This window comes from Paractinoplanes toevensis, assembly GCF_018332695.1.
GTDB classification, from domain to species: Bacteria; Actinomycetota; Actinomycetes; order Mycobacteriales; family Micromonosporaceae; genus Actinoplanes; species Actinoplanes toevensis.
Map to the genome: position 1 here is coordinate 1 of NZ_BOQN01000111.1, position 21,861 is coordinate 21,861.

At 67.5% G+C, this 21,861-nt stretch carries 15 protein-coding genes and 1 pseudogene; 12 read left to right on the plus strand and 4 right to left on the minus strand.

Annotated elements, in window-relative coordinates; all coding sequences use genetic code 11:
* Positions 1-10: 10 nt before the first annotated feature.
* A complete protein-coding gene (locus tag Ato02nite_RS39930) occupies positions 11-1,213 on the minus strand; it encodes an acyltransferase family protein (RefSeq protein ID WP_213011905.1) in 1,203 nt (400 codons plus the stop codon).
* Between the two features lie 269 nt (positions 1,214-1,482).
* On the opposite strand from Ato02nite_RS39930, the gene Ato02nite_RS39935 reads away from it, so the two are divergent.
* The 6 genes from Ato02nite_RS39935 to xynC all read left to right on the plus strand — a co-directional run bounded on the left by Ato02nite_RS39935 (position 1,483) and on the right by xynC (position 9,646).
* Positions 1,483-2,088 carry an RNA polymerase sigma factor gene (locus tag Ato02nite_RS39935; RefSeq protein ID WP_438873107.1) on the plus strand — a complete coding sequence of 202 codons (606 nt, stop codon included), beginning with the start codon at positions 1,483-1,485 and terminating at the stop codon, positions 2,086-2,088.
* Positions 2,088-2,987, plus strand: coding sequence for a CU044_5270 family protein (locus Ato02nite_RS39940; RefSeq protein ID WP_213011906.1), 900 nt, complete (start codon positions 2,088-2,090; stop codon positions 2,985-2,987). Before Ato02nite_RS39935 ends, Ato02nite_RS39940 begins: the two co-directional genes overlap by 1 nt.
* A gap of 132 nt (positions 2,988-3,119) precedes the next feature.
* Entirely contained in the window at positions 3,120-3,776 is a 657-nt protein-coding gene (locus Ato02nite_RS39945; RefSeq protein ID WP_213011907.1) for a GDSL-type esterase/lipase family protein, read from the plus strand.
* Positions 3,777-3,943: 167 nt separating this feature from the next.
* On the plus strand, positions 3,944-5,485 hold the full coding sequence (locus Ato02nite_RS52695) for a DUF1996 domain-containing protein (protein WP_281419886.1): 1,542 nt from the start codon (positions 3,944-3,946) through the stop codon (positions 5,483-5,485).
* 141 nt (positions 5,486-5,626) lie between these two features.
* Entirely contained in the window at positions 5,627-7,429 is a 1,803-nt protein-coding gene (locus Ato02nite_RS39955) for a hypothetical protein (RefSeq protein WP_438873108.1), read from the plus strand.
* Between the two features lie 537 nt (positions 7,430-7,966).
* On the plus strand, positions 7,967-9,646 hold the full coding sequence (gene xynC, locus Ato02nite_RS53450; protein ID WP_498371290.1) for a glucuronoarabinoxylan endo-1,4-beta-xylanase XynC: 1,680 nt from the start codon (positions 7,967-7,969) through the stop codon (positions 9,644-9,646).
* A gap of 93 nt (positions 9,647-9,739) precedes the next feature.
* Here the strand turns inward: xynC and Ato02nite_RS52700 are convergent, their stop codons facing one another.
* Positions 9,740-11,245 carry a GGDEF domain-containing protein gene (locus Ato02nite_RS52700; RefSeq protein ID WP_213011910.1) on the minus strand — a complete coding sequence of 502 codons (1,506 nt, stop codon included), beginning with the start codon at positions 11,243-11,245 and terminating at the stop codon, positions 9,740-9,742.
* Between the two features lie 723 nt (positions 11,246-11,968).
* Between Ato02nite_RS52700 and Ato02nite_RS52195 the strand changes: the two genes are divergently transcribed.
* The 6 genes and pseudogenes from Ato02nite_RS52195 to Ato02nite_RS39995 all read left to right on the plus strand — a co-directional run bounded on the left by Ato02nite_RS52195 (position 11,969) and on the right by Ato02nite_RS39995 (position 20,254).
* Entirely contained in the window at positions 11,969-12,337 is a 369-nt protein-coding gene (locus Ato02nite_RS52195) for a Mu transposase domain-containing protein (protein ID WP_246607991.1), read from the plus strand.
* Positions 12,337-13,129, plus strand: a pseudogene (gene istB, locus Ato02nite_RS39975) (IS21-like element helper ATPase IstB). Before Ato02nite_RS52195 ends, istB begins: the two are co-directional and overlap by 1 nt.
* 625 nt (positions 13,130-13,754) lie before the next feature.
* Positions 13,755-14,732, plus strand: a complete 978-nt coding sequence (locus Ato02nite_RS39980) for an alpha/beta hydrolase (RefSeq protein WP_213011911.1) — start codon at positions 13,755-13,757, stop codon at positions 14,730-14,732.
* Between the two features lie 29 nt (positions 14,733-14,761).
* On the plus strand, positions 14,762-15,484 hold the full coding sequence (locus Ato02nite_RS39985) for an alpha/beta fold hydrolase (RefSeq protein ID WP_213011912.1): 723 nt from the start codon (positions 14,762-14,764) through the stop codon (positions 15,482-15,484).
* 93 nt (positions 15,485-15,577) lie between these two features.
* Entirely contained in the window at positions 15,578-18,406 is a 2,829-nt protein-coding gene (locus Ato02nite_RS39990; protein ID WP_246607992.1) for a helix-turn-helix transcriptional regulator, read from the plus strand.
* Between the two features lie 849 nt (positions 18,407-19,255).
* Positions 19,256-20,254: a hypothetical protein gene (locus Ato02nite_RS39995; RefSeq protein ID WP_213011913.1), complete on the plus strand. Its 999-nt coding sequence runs from the start codon at positions 19,256-19,258 to the stop codon at positions 20,252-20,254.
* Positions 20,255-20,562: 308 nt separating this feature from the next.
* Here the strand turns inward: Ato02nite_RS39995 and Ato02nite_RS40000 are convergent, their stop codons facing one another.
* Entirely contained in the window at positions 20,563-21,435 is an 873-nt protein-coding gene (locus Ato02nite_RS40000; protein ID WP_213011914.1) for a helix-turn-helix domain-containing protein, read from the minus strand.
* Positions 21,436-21,484: 49 nt separating this feature from the next.
* Complete coding sequence (locus Ato02nite_RS40005; protein ID WP_246607993.1) at positions 21,485-21,718, minus strand: hypothetical protein; 234 nt, start codon at positions 21,716-21,718, stop codon at positions 21,485-21,487.
* Between the last annotated feature and the right edge of the window lie 143 nt (positions 21,719-21,861).

Sequence of the window (21,861 nt, forward strand, 5' to 3'; positions counted from 1 at the left end):
ACCGTTCGCGTTACGGACCCCACGACCCTGGCGACGGCTGCGGGCGGGGGACAGCGCCTACGGCGTGCCTCGACCGGGTGAGTGCCGCCTTCAGGCGGGGTGCGAGTGGCCGTTCGACGAGATGGTGGATGAGCAGGGCTACACCGGTAAGGGCGACGAGCAGGCCGGCGAGCAGCACGACCGGCGAGGCCGTCAGGTGCTGTCGCAAGGCGTGGACGATGGTGAAACCGGCGACGCGGTGCAGGAGATAGAGGGGGTAGGTGGCGGTACCGAGCACGGTCAGTACTCGCCATCGCAGGCGGTCGAGTTTGCCGAGTGCCAGTAGTGCCAGGACGACGAAGCAGGCGGTGATGAGCGCGCTCGAGGGCGCGTACGAGTGGCCGTGGACGGTCTGCCAGGGATTCCCGGCGTAGTAGTACATCGACAAGGCCCAGCTCGATCCGACCAGGGTCCAGAGGACCGGCCGTGAACCGTAGCGGTGGATGAGGTACAGGGCGATGCCGGCGATGAAGTACTGGGAGTTGCCGCGGATCAGCAGGGCGTCGAGCCAAGGCTGGTGCACCTCGGTTGCGAGCACGGAGGCGATGGTCCAGGCCAGGCAGAACCCGACGACGCGACGGTATGTTGTACCGCGCCGGAGTACGACGAGGAACAGCAGGTAGAACTTCAGTTCGAGCCAGAGCGTCCAGTAGACGTCGTCGACCCGGGGCGTACCCAAAGGGTCCTGGAGCATCGTGAGGTTGGCCAGCAGCGCCCGGAATCCGACGGGGTGGAAGACGTCCGGGTGCAAGATCGTGACCAGGGTGGTCAGCAGAACGCAGGCCCAGAAGGCCGGATACAACCGGACGAACCGGGAGACGGCGTATTCGGCCGGGCTGCGATTCCAACTGCTCATGCAGATGACAAAGCCACTGATCATGAAGAAGAGCGGAACGCCGACCCAGCCGTACGATGCGATGAGATAGCCCACGCCGAAGACGTCTGCGCCGGGGCGGCCCCAGAGGTTCACCAGGCCGTCCTCGCCGCCGGCGACCAGGTGAAAGACGGCGACGGACAGTGCTGCCAGGTAGCGCAGGCCGTCGAGCGCGGGCAGCCGGCGCCGGCCGTCGTTCGCCGGGCCCGCCGACCGTGGTTGCCGATCCTTTTGGTGGCGCGGTTGCCCGTCGGTGACCGGCCGCGGCATCGGCCTCAAGCCGTTGGATGTTGCCAGCATGCGCATCGCCCTTGTGCTGCGTCGGGGATCTTGCTGAAGAAATCGCTGTCGTCGAGCTATTGCCACGACGACGCGTCGAGTTCGGCGAGATCTCCGGCGCGCCCGGTAACGCGGGTCATGCCCACCTGTCCCGGTTTTGTCCCGCGTGGCGAGGGATGTCGGGAAAATTGACACCGAACCCGGGCCCCGCCGGTGGCAATAGCGGGGTGGGAACCACACTCGGGAGGTTGAATGGGCAACGACGTGAGAGCGCCGGGCGGTCGTACGCGATGACGGCGGCCGCGCATGGCTGGATGGACGAACCGGTGACCGCAGTCAGCGATGGCGCGGTGATCGAGGCCTCCTTGACCCACGCCGAGCGTTTTGCCGAGGTCTACGACCGGCACGCCGAGGCGATCCACCGCTACCTGGCCCGGCGGGCGGGTACGACGGTGGCGGACGACCTGAGCTCGGAGACCTTCCTGGTGGCGTTCCGGCTGCGGCGACGCTACGACGTCACCCGGGCCGACGCCCGCCCCTGGCTGTACGGCATCGCCACCAACCTGCTGCGCAGGCACCGGCGTACCGAAAGCGCCGGCTACCGTGCTCTGGCCCGCACCGGCGTCGATCCCCTGGCCGGTCTCGACCACGCCGAGGAGGTCGTGCTCCGGGTGACCGCGGAGGTCGAGGGGCGAGCGGTGGCGGCCGCTCTCGCCCGGCTCACCGCCAAGGAGCGCGACGTTCTGCTCCTGTTCACCTGGACGGGCCTGTCCTATGAGCAGATTGCGGAAGGACTCGATATTCCGGTCGGAACCGTACGTTCTCGCCTCAACCGCGCTCGCGAGCGGCTACGCCGCGTCCTGGATGAGACCGTCACGAAATCTGGAGAACGCTGATGGACGAATTCGATGTCCTGACCCAGCTGCGTCAGGACACACCTGCGATGTCCGCGCGGGCCCGCGCCCAGGGCCGGCTACGGCTGCTCGGCGAGATCGAAGGCCGGCGCAGGGAAAGCCGGTGGCTTCCGGCCCGGCGGACGATGCTCGCCGCCGCGGGCGTGGTGATCCTTACCGTGGCCATACTCGGCTACCAGGTCGTCGGCTCGCCCGACGGGGGTTCCACGGCTGAGGCGTCGACCGTGCTTCAAGCGGCGGCAGCGGTGGCCGGCGTCCCGGCCGCGGTGCCGCGAGCCGAGCAGTTCACCTACGTCGAAGTTGTCCACGTGACCTCCGGAGGGCGCCAGCGTGTCCAGGAATGGAGATCCGTCGATGGATCCCGGCCCGGACTGATCCGCTCCTCCGGATTCCTCGGTTCGACCAGCGGCGCGATCGCCCCGTACGATCCGGCCGCCGGGCTGCGCACCGCGCCGTATGCGGTGCTCGCCAAGCTGCCGACCGATCCCGCCGCTCTGGCACGGGTCCTCGGCGAGGACCCGTACGTCCAGGACAGTGTTCGATACAACAACGTCAGCCGGGATGTCGGGATCTGGAGCCTGGTCCGCGAACTTGTCGAGACGGCCCCGCCGGCGCAGAAGGCCGCTCTGTTCCAGGCCGCCTCGACGATCAAGGGCATCACGTACGTGCCGACTGCCACTGACGCCGCCGGACGAACCGGCGAGGCGGTCGGCCTGGACGATCCCCGCCTCGGCAACGTCCAGTTCCTCTTCGACCGCGACACCCATGCCTTCCTCGGCGAGCGCATCCTCAACCACGGCAGCACGACCAGTATCCAGTTCAACGACGCCATCCAGCAGACCGGCGTGGCCGACACCGCCGGTTCCGTCCCGCGACGGTGACCGTCTGGAAACACCCACCGGCGCCGCTTCGAACTCAACAAACGATCGGACGACTCTGACGTGCGGATCGGAAAGAGCGCCGCCCTGTTCGGCTGCGCTGTCCTGGCGGCCACTCTGGCCGCCTCGTTCATCGTGAAGGCGACGCTCTTTCAGCGCACACCGAGTTCGCCCGGATGCGTCGCCGTGGTGGGCGCGTCCATCGCCACGGGCTACCGAGCCGAACCCGGAGCCGACTGGCCGCACCTGGTCCGGCAGCACCTCGAGCGCACACGGACGCCTCTCTGCCTCGAAAACCGGAGCATCGGCGCGACCCGGCTGTTGCACACCTCGCCAGGGCTCCCCAGTTACCTGGACCGGGAGGCCGCTGTGCTCGACATACCGAATGTCCGCGAGATAGTTCTCACCGACCTCATCAACGACATCCAGGCCCTGCCGCACCAGTACGACCCACAAGTGATCATCGCCGGAATCCGCCGCTTCGTCGCGATCGCACACCACCGCGGTGTACGAGTCCTCGCCACCACGATCACTGCGTACGGCGGCTACCACTACACCGACGATCAGAGGTTCACCGCCGACGGCGAACGTTGCCGCCGAACTGTCAACGCGGCGCTGAGACAAGGGCAGCTCGTCGACGGGTACATCGACTTCGATCAGGAACTGGCCGATCCGGAAGACACCACCAGGCTGCGACCGCAGTACGACTCAGGTGATCACCTGCATCCATCCGCCGAAGGCCAACGAGCAATGGCCGAACTCGGCATAGCCGCCCTGACGCCCGGCCCGTAACAACGCACCGGCATGCCGGTCAAGGCCGGGGGCCCTTCGTCTCCAGCGGCGGCAAGGGTACGGCGGACGCGGCGACCGAACTGAACCAGTTCGTCGCTATCGAGAAGGTCCAGCCCAACGTGCGCAACGCCGCACCCGGCGCAGGCGCGTCAAAGGGCACTTTCACCGTGGACTGCGGCACCAACGGCAACGGCAAGTTCAGCCCGGACAACCCGGTCGCGCAGCCCGGCATCAAGAACGGCGCCGAGCACGTCCACGACTTCGCCGGCAACCTCGCCATCACCGCGAACTCGTCCAACGCCGACCTCGACGCGTCCGGGACCACCTGCCGCAACAGCGACAAGTCCTCCTACTTCTGGCCGGTCGTGCGCATCGACCGAACCGTCCGGTCCGGAGCCGAGACCCAGCGCGCCCTGGCCGCGACGACGCCGATGGTGACCTGCCCCAGCGTGCGGAATCGGCTGCCCGCCGTACCCGTGCGGGCCAAGCGGGCCGTCGACAGCCGGCTGGCCGAACCCGACCGTGGATACGCCGCGGCCAACGAGCGAATGGCAGCGGGCAAGGGCCGCATCGACGCCCGCCTCAACGCGTCCGTCCTGACCGACCTGCGGGAGCAGCGCGCGGAGCTGATCAAGGGGATCAGCGACAGCATCGCCGCGGCCGGCGGTGGCCGCACCACCGGCATGGTCTCGCTCGTGGAGTGCGACACCAACTATGACGGCATGCACGCGGCCATACGCCACACCGCCGCCAGCGTGAAGGCCGGCCTGGTCGCCAACCAGCAGGTCCAGTGCCCGACGGTCCGCGACAAGCTGCCCGGCGTACCCGCGCAGGTCCTCGACGAGGTCAACCGCAACCTCGCCGAACTGGACCGGCAGATCTCGGAGGCCAACGAACGACTGGTCACCACCCGCGGACAGGGCGGGAAGAAATTCGTCGACAACGCCATCCTCGGCCCGGTGAAGGCCAAGCGAACCGCCGTCCTCGACCGCACCGGCATCGCCATCTCCCGCGGCGCCGCCCGCCCGCAGGGGCTGGAGGCACTGGCCGGCTGCACCGTGACCGACCAAGCCCCGAACCAGAACGGCCAGAACGGCCAGAACGGTGGAGCGGCCACACCCAGCTCGCCCGCCGCCCTGCCCGATCCGCAGGGCCCGAATCTGGAGCTGCCGAACAACACCGGCGGGATCGTACGGCCGCAGTCGGTGCTCATCGAATACCGCGGCAACCCGCTCAGCAAGGTCGTGCCCATGCCGAAGTTCCTGCGCGAGCTCACCGGTGACGCCAAACCGACCAGCCGCGGCCCGGCCAACGCCCGCTCCACCTGGACCTGCTCCGGCTTCACCGGCCGTCTCTCCGACAAATACCCGATCTGCCCGGCCGGCCGCCAGGTCCAGCGCGTACAGGACTTCCCCGGCTGCTGGGACGGCAAGAACATCGACAGCACCAACCACCGCGACCACGTTGCCTTCGCCGACCCCGGCACCGGCGCCTGCAAGCAGGGCTTCGTAGCCATCCCGCAGCTGCGCATCACCCTCTCCTACGACATCCCCCGCGACGTGCAGGTCAAGGGCCAGTACGCCCTCGACTCCTTCCCCGAGGAAGACCACAACCCGTTCTCCGACCACAACGACTTCATCAACGTCAACTCCGCCCAGACCATGCAGAAGATCGCCACCTGCATCAACAAGGGCAAGACCTGCCGCTGACGGAGATCACCGAATCGACATACCCGACCGCGCCGCCGAGGTTCATCGAACCTCGGCGGCGCAGTCACCGGTGAAGATCTCACCGAACTTCGACGCGCTCACGTGGCAATAGCCGACGACAGCGTCGAGGTGGAGGTGGTCATGGAGCCGGTGCGACACGGCAGCGTGGCGATGGCCGAGGTAACCGGCTCGCGAGGTGACCAGACACCGGCCAGACGACCGGCACGCACCGTTGCCCGGGTACCGCGGGAGTACTCGACGGTGATCGCCGCAGGGATGCTTCTGGCCGTCGCGCTGACCTGGCCGACGCTGCGGCACCCGTGGACCACGATCCCTGGCGACCTGGGCGACCCGACCCTGCAGGCGTGGCAGATCGCCTGGGCCGGGCACGCCCTGCGAACCGATCCGTCGCAGCTGTGGCAGACCAACGCCTTCTTCCCGGCGGCGTACTCGTTCGCGTACACCGATACCTTGCTCGGTTATGCCCCCGCCGGGCTGATCGGCACCGGCCCGGAGGCGGCCGTCTTCCGGTACAACCTGCTCTTCGTCCTGGCCTACGCGTTGGCGTTCGTCGGAGCGTACGCGTTGGTCCGGCAGCTCGGCGCGGCGCGGCTCGCGGCCGCGGCGGCCGGCGTCGCCTGGGCTTTCGCCCCCTGGCGGCTGGCGCACAGCGGGCATTTGAACGTGTTGTCGGTCGGCGGGATCGCGCTGTGCCTGGCCATGCTCGCTCGCGGGCACGGCTGGTCGCTACGCGCCGGGCGGGAACCCGGCCGGCATCGCCCCGGCTGGGCGCTCGCCGGCTGGGCGGTCGCGTCCTGGCAGATCACTCTCGGATTCGCCGTCGGCCTGCCCCTGGTGTATTTCCTGTTCGTCGCCGGTGCCCTGTTCGCCGCATCGGCCGGCTGGTCGCGGTGGCGGCACGGGCGACTGCCGTACGGGGAGCGGCTGCTTGCCGTGGACGCCCTGGGCGGCCTGCTCTTCGCCACGGCGAGCCTGTTGATGGCCCGGCCGTACCTGCGCGTCCTCGACCTGAACCCGCAGGCCCACCGGGATCTCAGCTGGAGCCGGATGTTCTCGCCGCCGTTGCAGGGCTTCCTCATCACTCCCGGCGACTCCTGGCTGTGGGGTGGCTCGTCCGCCCCGGCCCGCGCGACGCTGTCCTGGCCGCCCGAGATGGCCGTGTTCCCCGGCGCCACGCTGCTCCTGCTCGGCGTCGCCGGCCTGTTCTACTCGGTCTTCCGAGCGCGATACCGGATCCTGCTCGGACTCGGCGTGCTGTGCACCGGCGCGCTCACCCTGGGCAGCAACCTCGGCGCGGACGGAAATCCCGGCTACCTGACACTGTCTCGCCTGCTGCCCGGCTGGGACGCCCTGCGTACCCCCGGACGGCTGATGGTCTGGGCCGGCCTGCTGCTCGCCGTCCTCACCGCCGGCATGATCACTGAACTCGCCGCCCGGGTAGATCGGCACCCCTTCACCGCCGCCCGGCCGGGACGATGGGCGGCCCACGTCGCGCTGCTGATCCCGCTGGCGCTGGCGATCGGCGAGGGAGTGAACCGGACACCCCATCCCGAGGTGCCGCGGTCGCCGGTGGCCATGCGCTCCCTCGCCGCGCCGGCCGTGTTCCTGCCCAGCGACGGTCTGCTCGAACTCAACATCATGTTCTGGAGCACCGACGGCTTCCCACGCATCGCCAACGGGCTCGCCAACTTCGTACCCAACTCCCAGGAGCGGATCCGGCGGAGCCTGACCACCTTCCCGGACGCGGTCAGCGTCGCCTTCCTCCGCCAGGTCGGCATCCGATCGGTGGTGGTCCTGCCCGACCGGCTCGCCGGAACACCATGGGAGGGAACTCTCGGCCGACCGGTGGACGGCCTCGGCATCGATCGGCGGCAGATCGGCGAGGCCATCGTCTATCGCCTCGACCCGCGTCAAGACCCGTAACGTGTCTCCAAACCAAACCGCTACGCAGGATCAAAATTGCTGTGAAGTAACTGTGAGAATTTTTCTTGGCTGGAAATTCGAACAACTAATGAAGACTTAAACAACGTCCTACCGAAAACTTGTTATGCCAGCCTGCCTCGCCTGGTCGCGGCTTGTCGAGATCGGCGGGACGACTCTTGATCATGTCTCTGAGCTGCTGATACAGTAGAAAGGAGAATTGCTCTACGCCCTGTCGATCGTTGCGATAATGCCGCCTTACGTCGAGCAAGTCGACCCTGGATAAATGGTCGCCGCGGAAATTGACTGGTTCCGTCAGGGTGTGCTAACAATTTATGTGCATCGATCAATAGATGAATGCTGACGCCGGATCTGAGGCAATTTCCGCGACGGTTCAGGGATCGGTGCCGACGAAGCCAGGAGGACCGCCAGGGCGCGGTTTGGTGCCGACAGTCAGAAGGACGAGACATGAAGCAAGATCAGAACGAGCCGATGGACGACAGGCGGAAGGTGCTGCGCCGCAGGACTTTGCTGGCGACGATGGGGGCGGTTCCCGTTGCCACGGTCGCGGCGTCGGTCATCAGGGCCACGGATGCTTCGGCGGCGGCGGCGAACATCAACCCGTCGGTCCCGAAGCAGACGATCAAAGGCTTCGGTGCCATGTCCCACGCGGCCTGGATCGGCGACCTGACAGCCGCCCAGCGGACCACCGCGTTCAGCAACGGGGAAGGCCAGCTGGGGTTTTCCATCCTGCGGATCCCGGTCGGCGAGAACTCCTCGGACTGGAGCCGGGACCTGGCAACGGCCAAACGCGCGGTCGAACTCGGGGCGACAGTATTCGCGTCGCCGTGGAACCCGCCCGCCAGCATGATCGAGACGTTCACCCGCAACGGCGTAGCCAACCAGAAACGCCTCAAGGCCGGCTCGTACGCCGCGTACGCGACCCACCTGAACGACTTCACCACGTACATGAAGAACAACGGGGTGAACCTGTACGCCATCTCGATGCAGAACGAGCCCGACTACGCGTCGGAGTGGACCTGGTGGACCACTGGGGAGATCACCAAGTTCCTGCGCGAGAACGCCGGCTCGATCGGCACCCGGGTCATAGCACCCGAGTCGTTCCAGTACGTCAAATCGATGTCGGACCCGATCCTCAACGACGCCGCGGCGCTCGCCAACGTCGACATCATCGGCGCCCACCTGTACGGCACGTCGTACGCGAACTTCCCCTACCCGCTGTTCAAGCAGAAGGGAGCGGGCAAAGAACTCTGGATGACCGAGGTCTACTACCCCAACAGCAACGCCAACTCCGGCGACGCCTGGCCCGAGGCCCTCGATGTCGGCGAGCACATCCACCGCGCCATGGTCGACGCCGAGTTCCAGGCGTACGTCTGGTGGTATCTGCGGCGCAGCTACAGCCCGATGCGCGAGGACGGTCAGATCAGCAAGCGCGGCGCCATGATGGCCCACTTCGCGCGGTTCGTTCGCCCCGGATATGTGCGGATCGACGCGACGGCGAACCCGGCGAGCAACGTGTACGTCTCGGCGTACAAGAACGGCAACAGCGTCGTCGTGGTCGCGGTCAACAAGAACACCTCGGCGGTGAGCCAGCAGTTCACCCTGGCCAACACCACGGCGTCCGGCAGCGTCGCCAACTGGCTGACCGACGCCGGCCGCAACGTCGCCGCCCAGAGCGCGCTCACCATGTCGAACGGCTCCTTCACCGTCACCCTGCCCGCCCGCAGCGCGATGACGTTCGTGACCAGCGTGAGCGGCGGCACCACCACCCCGACCGGGGACACCTACAAGTTGGTCAACGTCGCCACCGGACTGGTTCTGGGCGTGCAGAACATGTCCACCGCCGACGGCGGCCTGGCCGTGGTCTGGGGTGACACCGGCACCGCCGACCACAACTGGGTCCGGGTCGCCGACGGCTCCGCGGTCAAGTTCCGTAACGTCAACAGCGGCAAGGTCCTCGGCGTCGAGAACATGGGAACCGGCGACAACGCCCGCGTCCTGCAGTGGGGGGACACCGGCACCGCCGACCACCGCTGGACCCTGCTGGCCAACAGCGACGGCTCCTACCGCATCAGCAACGTCAACAGCGGCAAGGTCCTCGCCATCCTCAACGGCTCCAGCACCGCGGGCACCCAGGCCGTCCAGTACTCGGACAACGGCAGCGCCAAGAACAACTGGCGCCTGGTCCAGGTCAGCTGAACACCCACCACACGGCTCCGGGCCGGCCGCCCGCCACGGGCGCCGGCCCGCGCTCGCCCGTGGCCATTGGGTAGCGGGCGAGCTTCTGCGGGGTCAGGTTCCGCCGTCACCCATGAGCTGCGCGGCAGCGCGGTTGTCGGCGCCGGGCTCGGCCGCGGTATCGCGGTGGATGCAGTTGCGGCCGTTCGCCTTGGCCGCGTACATCGCGGTGTCGGCGCGGCGCAGTTCGTCGTCCGGGTGGGCTCCGGTGACCGCCCGGATCACGCCGATGCTGGCGCCGATGTACACCGCGCGGGTCGGTGTCTCGAACGGCTCGGCCAGGGCGTCGACGATGCGCAGTGCGACCGTGTCGGCGGTGGCGTCGTCGGTCCACGGCAGGATCACCGCGAACTCGTCACCGCCGAGCCGGGCCACCACGTCACCGGCCCGCACGAGTCCGCTGATCCGGCTGGCCACCGCGACCAGCACCGCGTCGCCCGCCTCATGGCCGAACGCGTCGTTGACCGGCTTGAACCCGTCGAGGTCGATGTAGAGCAGCGCGGTCGGCCCGACCGACCGGCCGAGCGCGGACGCCCAGCTGTCGTGGAACCGGCGCCGGTTCGCGAGACCGGTCAACTGGTCGGTGGTCGCCTGTTCCTCGACCGCGCGCAACGCTCCGGTCAGCAGCCGGACGAGGCCATCGAGTCGGGCTATGACCAGCAGGAACAGTATGGTGCAGCCGGCCACGATGACCGGTACGTCGATCGGCATGCCGCGGATCCACTCGATGGCCAGCACGGCCGGCGCCATCAGGCTCGCCACGGCCAGCACCACGATCCGGCTGCGTGGCGCGGGACCCTCCTCGACCGCCGGGCTCCGGCGGGACAGCGCCGCGACCGACGGGTGCAGAGCCGCGGCGCCCCCCAATGCCTGCATGGCCAGCCAGCCGAGGTCGACGATGTTGCCGGCCTGATAGCCGATGGTCAGCTCGAGCATCGCGTACGCCGAGTCGGCAACCAGCAGGGACAGCACGCTGAACACGAACAACCGGAACGCCGGTGGCCGGTCGCCGCGCCCGGTGACCAGCCGCGCCAGCACTGCCAGCACCAGGATGTCAGTGACCGGGTAGGCCAGCGACACGGCACGAGCCAGGGCACTCATATCTTCCGCCCGGACATACGGGACGATGAGGAACACCCACGACAGCATGGCCGCACCGGTGGCCAGGACCAGCGCGTCGAGCAGGCCGGGCAGGTCCTTACCGGGCCTGCGGGCGCGGACCAGGCCGACCGTGGCAATCGCGAGCAGCACGGCGAAACTGAGGTAGAGCACGTCGGCGTAGCCAGGGAAGACGTCGTGGCCGGTGACCCAGCTCTGGATCCAGTACACGACCTCGGCGAGTGCGAAACACGCCCGGGCGACCGCCATCATGTACCAGGGCCAGCGCACGGCCGGGCGGTTCCGGCGCACCCCGACCACGATCATGACGGCCGAGGAGATGCCGAGCACGCCGACCAACGCGGCCTGCAGCTGCTCGACCGGTACGGCGTAGTAGATCGCCATCACGACCGCGGAGAAGGCTAGGTACAGCTTCCACGCCGGCCAGCGCCGTCGATCCACCTCAACCCCCCGGGGTAACTTCTCGTGACCAGTGAGTTATCGACCGTGACGGGACCGGCCTGAGCAGAACCGGCGCCCCCGACTCGGTGAAGAGGGCCGGCGACCGCCGCCGCCCCGACCAAGTCGATCAAGCTCCTCGAGTTGCGCAACGACGTCGGCATGCTGTCCGAGGAGTACGACGCGGCCGCCGGCCGGCAACTGGGCAACAGGCCCCACTCGCTCATCCTTCGTGCCGACTCCAGTACGGCCCGTCGTGACACTCGCTGGTCTCGGCATTCTGCTACTGGTGCAATGACGGCTTGACTCGTTTACTGACGATATGACCGACGTGCTGAGCTTCGGCCCGGACGAGCCGCCACGACCCGAGCGGCGACGTCGAGTGACGATCGGCGCCATCGTCGTGGGCCTGGTGGGCGCTGCACTGGCAGTCGGCACTCTGGTGGTCACGAGCCGGGAACACGAGCAGTCGATGCCGGGCCCGGTGCCGGCGCCGGTGCCGTCTGTCTCTGGATCATCCAGTGCCGGCCGGCGGATCCTGAGGCCAAAGGCCTGGTCGAGCGGGCCAACGGCTATCTCGAGACGTCGTTTCTTCCCGGCCGGCGGTTCGCCTCGCCGCAAGATTTCAACGCCCAGCTGGAGCAGTGGCTCGTCCGGGCGAACAACCGGATCCATCGCAGCTTGCAGGCCCGGCCGGCGGATCGGATCGACGCGGACCGGGCAGCCATGGTGGGTTTGCCGCCGATCGCACCGGTGGTCGGCTGGCGGCTGACGACCCGGCTGCCGCGTGATCATTACGTCCGCGTCGACGCCAACGACTACTCGGTGCATCCCTCCGCGGTCGGCCGTCGGGTCGAGATCCGCGCGGACACCGGCCGGGTCGAAGTCACCTGCGACGGCCGCAGCGTCGCCGTCCACACCCGCTGCTGGGCCGCGCATCAGAGCATCACCGACCCGCTGCACCGCGACGCCGCCACCCTGCTGCGGGCCGCGCACCGCCTCGCCGCCAGGACGACACCGGTCCGCACCGAGGTCGAAAACCGTGACCTGGCCGACTACGACCGCATGTTCGGCCTCGAGGATGAGGTGGCCTGATGCCTGCCAAAACCAGCAGCCGCAACGTCGCCTCGGAGATCGCCTTCCTGAGCCGGGCGTTGAAAGCACCCTCACTCGCTGCGTCGGTCGAACGGCTCGCCGAGCGGGCCCGGGCCGAGTCCTGGACCCATGAGGAGTTCCTCGCCGCCTGCCTGCAACGCGAGGTCGCCGCCGGCGAATCACACGGCGGTGAGGGGCCGCATCCGCGCCGCGAGGTTCCCGGCCCGCAAGAGCTTGGAGGAGTTCGACTACGACCATCAACGCTCACTGAAACGCGACCAGATCGCGCATCTGGGCACCCTCGACTTCGTCACCGGCAAAGAGAACGTCGTGTTCCTCGGGCCGCCCGGAACCGGGAAAACACACCTGTCCATCGGCCTGGGTATCCGGGCCTGTCAGGCCGGGCACCGGGTCGCGTTCGCCACCGCCGCGCAGTGGGTGTCCCGACTCGCCGACGCTCATCAGGCCGGAACCTTGCAGGCCGAGCTGGTGAAACTGGGCCGGATCCCGTTGCTGATTATCGACGAGGTCGGCTACATCCCGTTCGAGGCCGAAGCAGCGAACCTGTTCTTCCAGCTCGTCTCCTCCCGCTACGAACGCGCTTCGCTGATCGTCACGTCGAACAAGCCCTTCGGGCGTTGGGGCGAGGTCTTCGGCGACGACGTCGTCGCCGCAGCCATGATCGACCGGCTCGTCCACCACGCAGACGTGATCTCGATGAAGGGCGACAGCTACCGGCTCAAAGACCGAGACCTCGGCCGCGTCCCCGCGGCCACCAAAACCAACGACTAGTAGATCAACCAACACGAGGGGGTCCGTTTTCAACCGTCCCAGAGGGGTCCAGATTCAGCCGCCGTTGACAGGTTGATGAGGTCGGATCGGTTGCTGTACTTCGCTGCTGTACAGCAGCCTTGGCCAACGCCGGCCAGACCCAGGTTGACAGCTACGTGTCACGGAAATTCAGACACGTCCTGGCACCACATCACGGCCGGACTCCTGGACGAGAAGATCGCTGACCCCGGGGTACAGCAGGAGCCTTTCGAGCTCATCCAGCAGTTTGCCGCTTGCGTCGTCCGGCAGCGTCAAATCCTTGAGACTGCGCAAACGTTGGTGGACCAAACATGGCAGAGTAAAACCGCATTTTCCCCATTTCAAGGGCCCGTCTGTCGCCGCTCCGGCGGTTCGCTGCCGCGCCGTGCCGACGAAATCGTGAGTGCACCGCACGCAGGTGAGCAGGCGAGCAGGCTTCTCCGCAGGCCGCCCCATTTCGTACCCGTGAACCGCCGCCCGTCACAGGGCTAGGGACACACGGATGCGAGCACGACCGTTAGGCCCGGACGATCGCTACTGAGCCGGAGGAGCCACATTCCTCGGCACTGAGTGCGTACGCGCCCATACCGCGTCCGGAGGAGCCGTCATGACCGTCATCACTCCCGGCAAAGTTGTTCTCGAGCCGGCATCCCAGCAATTCGTCGAGGCGACCGCTCAACCACCTTTCCTGTACGACCTGGAACCGGCCGAGGCCCGGAAGGTCCTCGACGATGTCCAGGCCGCGCCCATCGCGCTGCTGCCCATCGATGAGGAGTGGATCACCGTTCCGGCGGACGTGGGCGACGCGCGGGTGCGAATCGTCCGGCCGAAGGGGACGCTCTCCGTCCTGCCCGTGATCCTCTATATGCACGGCGGCGGGTGGATTCTCGGCAACGCCGCAACCCACGACCGGCTCGTGCGTGAATTCGCGGTCGGCGCCCGGGCGGCCGTCGTCTTCGTGGAGTACACACGATCGCCCGAGGCCCACTACCCGGTCGCGATCGAGCAGGGCTATGCGACCGCTCGCTGGGTCATGCGCGAGGGTGCGGCGCACGGGCTCGACCCGAGCCGGATGGCCGTGGCCGGTGACTCGGTCGGCGGCAACATGGCCGCCGCGCTGGCGCTGATGGCCAAGGAGCGCGGCGACGTCCGGTTCGTGCACCAGTCGATGTACTACCCGGTCACGGACGCCCGGATGGACAGCGGCTCCTACGAGCAGTTCGCCACCGGCTACTTCCTTACCGCCAAGGCGATGCAGTGGTTCTGGGACGCCTACGCACCAGATGTAGTGCGCAGACAGGAGATCACCGCCTCCCCGCTGCGAGCGGAACCGGAGCAGTTGGCCGGCCTACCGTCCGCCCTGGTGATCGTCGACGAGGCCGATGTCCTGCGGGACGAGGGCGAGGCGTACGCGGCGAATCTGCGGGCCGCAGGCGTCGCGGTCACGGCGGTCCGGTACGACGGCATCACACACGACTTCATGATGCTCAACCCGCTGAGCGACACACACGCCACCCGGGCCGCGATCGCGCAGGCCATCGCGGCATTGCGCCAAGCCCTGGGCACCACCGACAGCATGTCGTGACGATCCGACCACACCTTGAGGAGATGATCATGAATATCACCACGACGGGCAAGGACAAGCCCACAATCGTTCTCGTTCATGGCGCTTTCGCCGAATCGGCCAGCTGGAACGGAGTCATCGCCGCACTTCTGGACGACGGTTTCCCCGTGCTGGCGGTGGCGAACCCGTTGCGCGGCCTGGCGTACGACTCGGACTACTTGCGCAACGTCCTGGCCGGGATCGACGGTGACATCGTCTGCGCCGGCCACTCATACGGCGGCTGCGTGATCTCCAACGGAGCCGCCGGGAACGCCGCCGTGAAAGCGCTGGTCTTCGTGGGCGGCTTCGCCCCGGACGCGGGCGAGAGCGCAGCCGAGCTCGCCGGCCGGTACGAAGGCGGCACCCTCGGCGAAACGCTCGCGCCGGTCAAGCTGTCCGACGGCAACACTGACCTCTACATTCGGCAGGACCGCTACCACCTCCAGTTCGCGGCCGACTCCCCGGCAGCCGAGGCCGCGATCATGGCGGCGGGGCAGCGCCCGATCGTCGAGTCCGCCCTGAACGAGGCCTCCGGCGAGCCGGCCTGGAAGACCACGCCCTCCTGGTTCCTCTTCGGTACCGAGGACAAGAACATCCCCGCGGCGGTTCACCGCTTCATGGCGCAGCGAGCCGGATCCCGGCGCACCGTGGAATTGGCGGGCGGCTCCCACAGCGTCGGCATCCCCGAGGCGCCCGCCGTGGTCGACCTCATCCGCGAGGCCGCGGCCGGCTAGGAACGGTTCTCCGGCCGAAGCCCCTGCTGCTGATTCACACGATCCGGTGTCATTGCCTAGAGTTGCCTCGAGGCACCGCCGGACGGGGGCGACATGGCAGCGACTTCGGACGACACACGTTTCGCGCCCCGGCAGCGCACCTTCATGCTGTTGGGGCGCGAGGCGGAGTGCGCAGCTCTCGATCGGCTACTGGCGGCGGTGCGAGACGGGCAAAGCCGTTCGCTCGTGGTCCACGGCGCACCTGGCGTGGGCAAGTCGGTCCTGCTGGACTATCTGACCGGGCAAGCCGGCGACTGCCGTGTGGTGTCCGCGACGGGCATCCAGTCCGAGGCGGAATTCACGTACGCCGCACTGCATCAGCTTTGTGCACCGCTGCTGGACCTGCGCGGCCGGCTCCCGCAACCGCAACGCGACGCTATAGGCACGGCGTTCGGCCTGCGTGGCGGGCCACCACCGGATCGCTTCCTTCTGGGGCTCGGCGTGCTCGGTCTGTTCGCTTCGGCGGCCGACAGTCGTCCGCTCCTCTGCGTCGTCGACGACCTCCAGTGGCTCGACGAGGCATCCGCGAACGTACTGGCATTCGTAGCCCGCAGGCTGGGCGCGGAGCCGGTCGCCTGTGTGTTCGCGGTCCGCGACGCCGAGGACGGCTCCGAGCTTGAACACAGTCGAATCGGTAAGGCGGATCTGCCACGGTTGCGGGTGGGCGGGCTGAGCGATGGCGACGCCCGGACACTGCTGGACTCAGCGGTCCTCGGCCCGTTGGACGAGCGCGTGCGGGATCAGCTCATCGCCGAGGCACGCGGAAACCCGCTGGCCCTGCTAGAGCTCCCGCGCGGACTGACGAACGCGGAACTGGCCGGCGGATACGGGTTTCCGGTCGCTCGGGCGCTCTCTCTTCACATCGAAGCAAGCTTTCTGCGGCGCCTCGCCCAGATGCCGCCGGACACCCGGCAACTGCTGCTGCTGGCGGCAACGGAACGGCACGGCGATCCCCTCGTGGTCTGGCGTGCGGCTGCTCTGCTGGGCGTCAGCGCGGGCACCGCTGCTGCTGCGCCTGCTTCCGACCTGATCCAGTTCGGCACCCGCGTACGGTTTCGTCATCCCCTCGTGCGTTCGGCCGTGTACCGATCGGCGTCGCCACAGGATCGAATGAGCGCGCACGCGGCGCTGGCCGATGCGCTCGACGGTGATGCTCAAGCGGAACGGCGGGCGTGGCATCGCGCCCATGCGACGGCGGCCCCCGACGAAGCCCTCGCCGCGGAGCTCGAGCAGTTGGCGGGACGCGCACGGGCACGGGGCGGCCTGGCCGCGGCGGCCGCCTTCCTGCACCGCGCGGTCATGTTCACCCCTGATCCGGAACATCACGCGCGGCGCGCTCTGGCCGCTGCCCGGGCCTATCACGATGCCGGCACGGCCAGCACGGCTCAGGAACTGCTGGCCGTGGCCCGGAGCGGCTCTCTGGACGAAGCCATACTCGCCCAAGTCACCCTGCTCCGCGCCGAGATCGCCTTCACGACAAACCACGGCAACCAGGCTCCTCCCCTGTTACTCGACGCGGCCCGCCAACTCGCCACCTCCGATGTCCCACTGGCCCGCGAGACCTACCTGCAGGCCATGTCCGCCGCGATGTTCGCCGGTCGTCTCGCCAAGCGCGGCGGCCTGGTGGAGATCGCCCGAGCGGCACGAGCCGCGCCACGGTCGCCTGCCTCTCCCCGGGCGGCCGACGTCCTGCTGGACGCGTTCGCGCTGCTCCTCACCGAAAGCGCTCACGTGGCGACGCCGTCGATGGAACAAGCGCTCCACCTTTTTCAGCAGGGGTCGGTATCCGTCGAAGAGGAGTTGCGCTGGCTGTGGCTCGCGTTCATCCTCGCCATGGCGCGGTGGAACGACGACACTTTGCGAACGCTGGCCGAACGCCACGTACACCTCGCTCGCAGCGCCGGTGCCCTCACGGTGCTGCCGCTGGCCCTCAGCTCTCGCATCCTCCTGTACTTCTTCGAAGGCGACCTGGCCGAAGCCGCCACACTCGTCGACGAGGTCGAAACCATCACCACGGCGACCGGCATGCAGCTCACCAACTACGGCGCCCTCGCTCTCGCGGCGTGGCAGGGTCGCAAAGCGGACGCAGAGCGCTTGGGGACCGAAGCCGTCCGCGAGGCGACAGCGCGCGGCGAAGGAGTCGGGCTGACAAACGTCCAATGGACCCGCGCCGTGCTCTACAACGGCCTGGGCCAATACGCGGAGGCCCGGGAGGCAGCCAGCGCCGCGAGCTCCGACAGTCCGGTCCCGGGCGCGGCGGCCCAGTGGGCGCCGGCCGAACTCGTCGAGGCGGCAGTGCGCTGCGGAGACACCGCGCTGGCCGCGACCGCGCTGGAACAACTGGTGGCGACCACGCAGGCGAGCCGGAGCCGCTGGGCAACGGGAATCGAAGCCCGTTCGCGCGCACTGCTCGCGACGGACAAGGCGGCGGATGACCTCTATCGGGAGGCGATCGAGCGGCTCGGCGGCACCCGGCTGCGGTCGGAAGCGGCCCGCGCCCATCTGCTGTACGGCGAATGGCTGCGGCGTGAGCGGCGCCGGTCGGAGGCACGCGAGCACCTGCGTCGAGCCCACGACATGTTCGTCACGACCGGCATGGAGGCATTCGCCGGCCGCGCGGCGCGCGAGCTGCGGGCAACCGGGGAGAACGCCCGCCGGCGAAGCGTCGAGACCACCAGCGATCTGACGCCGCGGGAACTGCAGATCGCTCGGCTCGCGCGGGAGGGCCTGACGAACCCCGAAATCGCCACCCGGCTGTTCATGAGCCCGCGCACCGTCGAATACCACCTGCACAAGGTCTTCACCAAGCGCGGAATCACGTCCCGCGTCGAACTCGGGGCCGCACTGGCCAACGAAAATCGCGCGCCCGGCTCGGCGGTATGATGACCGGCGCGGCAAACGCCATGACGATGCGGCCACGTGCCAGCGCAATCAGTGGAACCGGACTGACGACGCGGCCACGAAATCTGACGACGAGGGCGCCGGACTCGAGCTGTCACTCGCCCATCCCGGCCGTTCCGGACAGCGCCCAAACCGGCGCGTAGTCCGCCCAGCGCCGTCGTTCGCCAGTAAGCGAGCCCGGCGTGCTGAGCCTCGGTGCACTGGCAATCGCGTCGGCATGAAGATCACCCGTCGCCACCGCCCTCGCCGCCCTCACCGGACAGCCCCACCCACTCGCGACCAGCCTCGACGACTCGGCATCCACACCTGACCGGCCCGCCGGGTCGCGACACGGTGCTCAAGCCGACACCACCGTCTATCGAGGCCGCTGATTCCGCGATAGCCAGTCGAACGTACACATTTGCCGATGACAGTGCGCGGGAACCATGCGGAGTTGAATAAGGAGAACAGTTATGGAAGCCCATCTTCTTCCGCCATGGTCCGGTGCAGCGAAAATGCGACCACGATAGTCGCCACAATTGCAGACGGTTTCCGCCGCGTCCGACTGATCCCGCCGAGTTCGACCAGAACGAGTAGCCCTCTGAGTTCACCTTCGCCGACCTGCCGGCCGGTCCGCCGCCGGTCCGAATAGCGAAACCACGATCCGGAAGTGCTTGTGGCGTGGCTCGGCCGGCCAGGTGAAGGCGCCCGGCTCGACGTGCAGGCCAGGGCAGGCGGGCGGCCGCGGGCTGTTGCCTGTCCAGCCGTTCTGCACACATGCCGTGGCGGCCGACCAAATTCTGCGGACGGACCTATGTGGACCGATCGATCGTCTCCTGCCACCATGGATCGATGCGGGGACGCGGGATTTACTACCTCTACTCGTTGATCGGTGTCCTGCTGTTGGTGGCCGCGTTCGCGCTGATGTACCCGGTCCGGCACGTCCAGGGGTTCGCGACCGACGTGCGGATTAACGTCGGGTCGAACCTCCTGGATCTGGTGCTCGCACTGCTCGTGCTTCAGCCGCTGATTGTTGTGCTGTCCCGCAACGTGGTTCGTCGGCGCAACGGTCTCGACTACAGCGCGGTCATCAGGCGGATCGAGCATTCCACCGACCGGGTGGACGTCTGGAAGCACTGGACCGGCCTGCTCGAGAGCCAGCACGAGAAGGGGTTCCAGCCAGCCATGCATGCTGCCCTTGACCGGGGCGTGCGGTTCCGCTTCATGCTGACCGACCCGTCCAGCCCGGACGCGGCCGAGCGGGCACGGCAGGTGGCACCCACCGACGCGATCGGTCTGATGCGGCAGAACATCGAGCGGCTAACAGCCATCATCCAGGACCTACCGGCCCGGCACCGCGACCTCTTCGAGGTGCGGATCAGCTCGGTCGGCCCGGCACACGCCTTCTACCGCGTGGACAACTGGCTCTCGTACGGCGTGTTCAGCAATCGGCGAGTGAGCGAAAGCACCCAGCGTGAGGTCCGGGTTCTGGGTGACCTGGGCAGTCTCGCGCTCGAGGCGTTCGACAACCGGTGGACCAGCGCCGGCCCTCGACGCCTCGATGACCACTACCGGCTGGGCGTGAAGCTCACCGTCCGGAATACGAGCGAAGAACACTACCTACGATACGTGCTGCTCGACGGCCAACGCTGGGTCGATGTCAACCCGACAGCAGTCGAACAGGCCGTCGACCCCGAGCACGAGGTGATCGTGCTCGGGGACGGCGACCGGCGCTACGTCCTCGCCGACTCGGAGACTGAGACGCACGATCAAGTGAACGCCTTGTACGCGGCCAAGTACGGCCCCGACGCTGGCGCCCTCCTGCGCTGCCTGATCAGCAAACCAGGGTGAGGCGGGCGGGACGACGCGCACCACTCGCGGCTGGTAGGTCAGCGCACGGTGGTATCGGTGAGCAACCTGGCGCACGGATCGAGATTCGAAGGCTGGTGCCGTAAATCGCAAACCACTCATTCATCTGCCGCCGTCCGTGCTCGAGGCGGACGGCCCGTCGTCACGCTCGGTGGCTGGCGTCCCGTGCCGGTCGGCGTCCTGACTGCCGATGAGGGCGGGCAGTACGGACTGATTTGCCACGGGCCTGGTTGCCTGAGGTCGCGTGAGGGGAATACCCGCCTAGATTAGTTACTCCCTCAAGGGGTCTTTCAACTCGCGAGGTTCCGGTATTCACGACGGTATTTGTCGAGCAATGGCCTGACCTCGGCGGTAGCGATTTCTTCCAGGGTGTCAAATATGCGGCGGTAAGACGCGATGTCTTCACGACCGCGGCTCATCATCGCCGTATTGAAGGCATCTATGACTACGTGCGAGTCATCGAGGAGCTCGAAGCCGTGAATGAGCGGAAACGGAAGGTGGGCGTCAGCTGCAATGATTCTTAGGGAGGTATTATCCTGTTCCGCTACTTGGCGGAGGCGCTCAATTTGGGCCAGCATGTGAATTGGCTCCGCGACCCTACTACTTAAGGCGGACTCCCCCATTGTAAAATGGAATTGGCGGTCAGGCTCCATTAGCACTTCCTGGCGCCGCACGCGGGCAGAGACCGCTTCAGCCACGCTCGTAACTCGGCCCTGGCGCTCCTTACGGCCGTAGACGACATCGATCGAGGACAGCACTGCGCGGGCATATTCACTTGTTTGAGCCAAGCCGACAATCGCGCTCGGCTGGAAGATTCGGAACTCCCGTGTCTTGGCTTCTATCCGAGCGACCTCGGACTGAATGCCTCCGACGGCGCCGGTGGCTTGCCGCCAGTCGGTCATGCGATTCTGCGCGCGTTCGGCTTGGGCGATCAGCCTGTCGGTAGTCTCGCGGGAGACGCCGAGCGCGCGGGCAAGACGGGCGACATCGTCGGGTGACGCAGACGTCTGTCCCGTTTCGATCCGGGAAATCTTGGCCTGGCTCATTTTCACCATTTGGCCGAGTTGCTGTCCCGTGAGGTGAGCCTCACGGCGCATGCGGGCGATGGCCACACCGGGCGGCTCGGACGAGTCGCTGGAATCTTCAGCCGACTCCGTGCTCACGTTCGCCCTCCTCGCTCGGTGTGGTAGTCGCCAACGTTGGAACTGAAGGTCAAGCTGAGGCTGAGTAGGCAGCCACAAGCAACTCTGCCGGGATCTCCACCAACAGCTCGTCCGCAGCAAGCGTCACTCCAGCTTGTTGCGCGTTGACTGCATATCCCTGGATCAGGATCGTTCCTCGGTCAGACTTGAAGATCGTCGGGCAGGTTCCACTCGTGCAGGCGGTTGCCAGCAGTTCGAGTGTTGGACCTGTGGCACCGTTGGCCTCTTTGTCAACGCTGATCATAGTTGTTCCCGCCATCGTTCTACTCGTGCGCATGCTTCGAAGCGCCAGCTGACATTATGCGAGCGTCCCGAGGGGTCAAGCCCCTCAGAACCCGGCCGAAGTAACGATCAGTCATGTGTCTACCTGCTACCTAGCCATTTACG

Coding starts and splice junctions, on each gene's coding strand:
- Ato02nite_RS39930 (WP_213011905.1), bottom strand. CDS start 1,213: ATGCTGGCAACATCCAACGGCTTGAGGCCGATGCCGCGGCCGGTCACC.
- Ato02nite_RS39935 (WP_438873107.1), top strand. CDS start 1,483: ATGACGGCGGCCGCGCATGGCTGGATGGACGAACCGGTGACCGCAGTC.
- Ato02nite_RS39940 (WP_213011906.1), top strand. CDS start 2,088: ATGGACGAATTCGATGTCCTGACCCAGCTGCGTCAGGACACACCTGCG.
- Ato02nite_RS39955 (WP_438873108.1), top strand. CDS start 5,627: ATGGAGCCGGTGCGACACGGCAGCGTGGCGATGGCCGAGGTAACCGGC.
- xynC (WP_498371290.1), top strand. CDS start 7,967: ATGGGGGCGGTTCCCGTTGCCACGGTCGCGGCGTCGGTCATCAGGGCC.
- Ato02nite_RS52195 (WP_246607991.1), top strand. CDS start 11,969: ATGGTGGGTTTGCCGCCGATCGCACCGGTGGTCGGCTGGCGGCTGACG.
- Ato02nite_RS39980 (WP_213011911.1), top strand. CDS start 13,755: ATGACCGTCATCACTCCCGGCAAAGTTGTTCTCGAGCCGGCATCCCAG.
- Ato02nite_RS39985 (WP_213011912.1), top strand. CDS start 14,762: ATGAATATCACCACGACGGGCAAGGACAAGCCCACAATCGTTCTCGTT.
- Ato02nite_RS39990 (WP_246607992.1), top strand. CDS start 15,578: ATGGCAGCGACTTCGGACGACACACGTTTCGCGCCCCGGCAGCGCACC.
- Ato02nite_RS39995 (WP_213011913.1), top strand. CDS start 19,256: ATGCGGGGACGCGGGATTTACTACCTCTACTCGTTGATCGGTGTCCTG.
- Ato02nite_RS40005 (WP_246607993.1), bottom strand. CDS start 21,718: ATGATCAGCGTTGACAAAGAGGCCAACGGTGCCACAGGTCCAACACTC.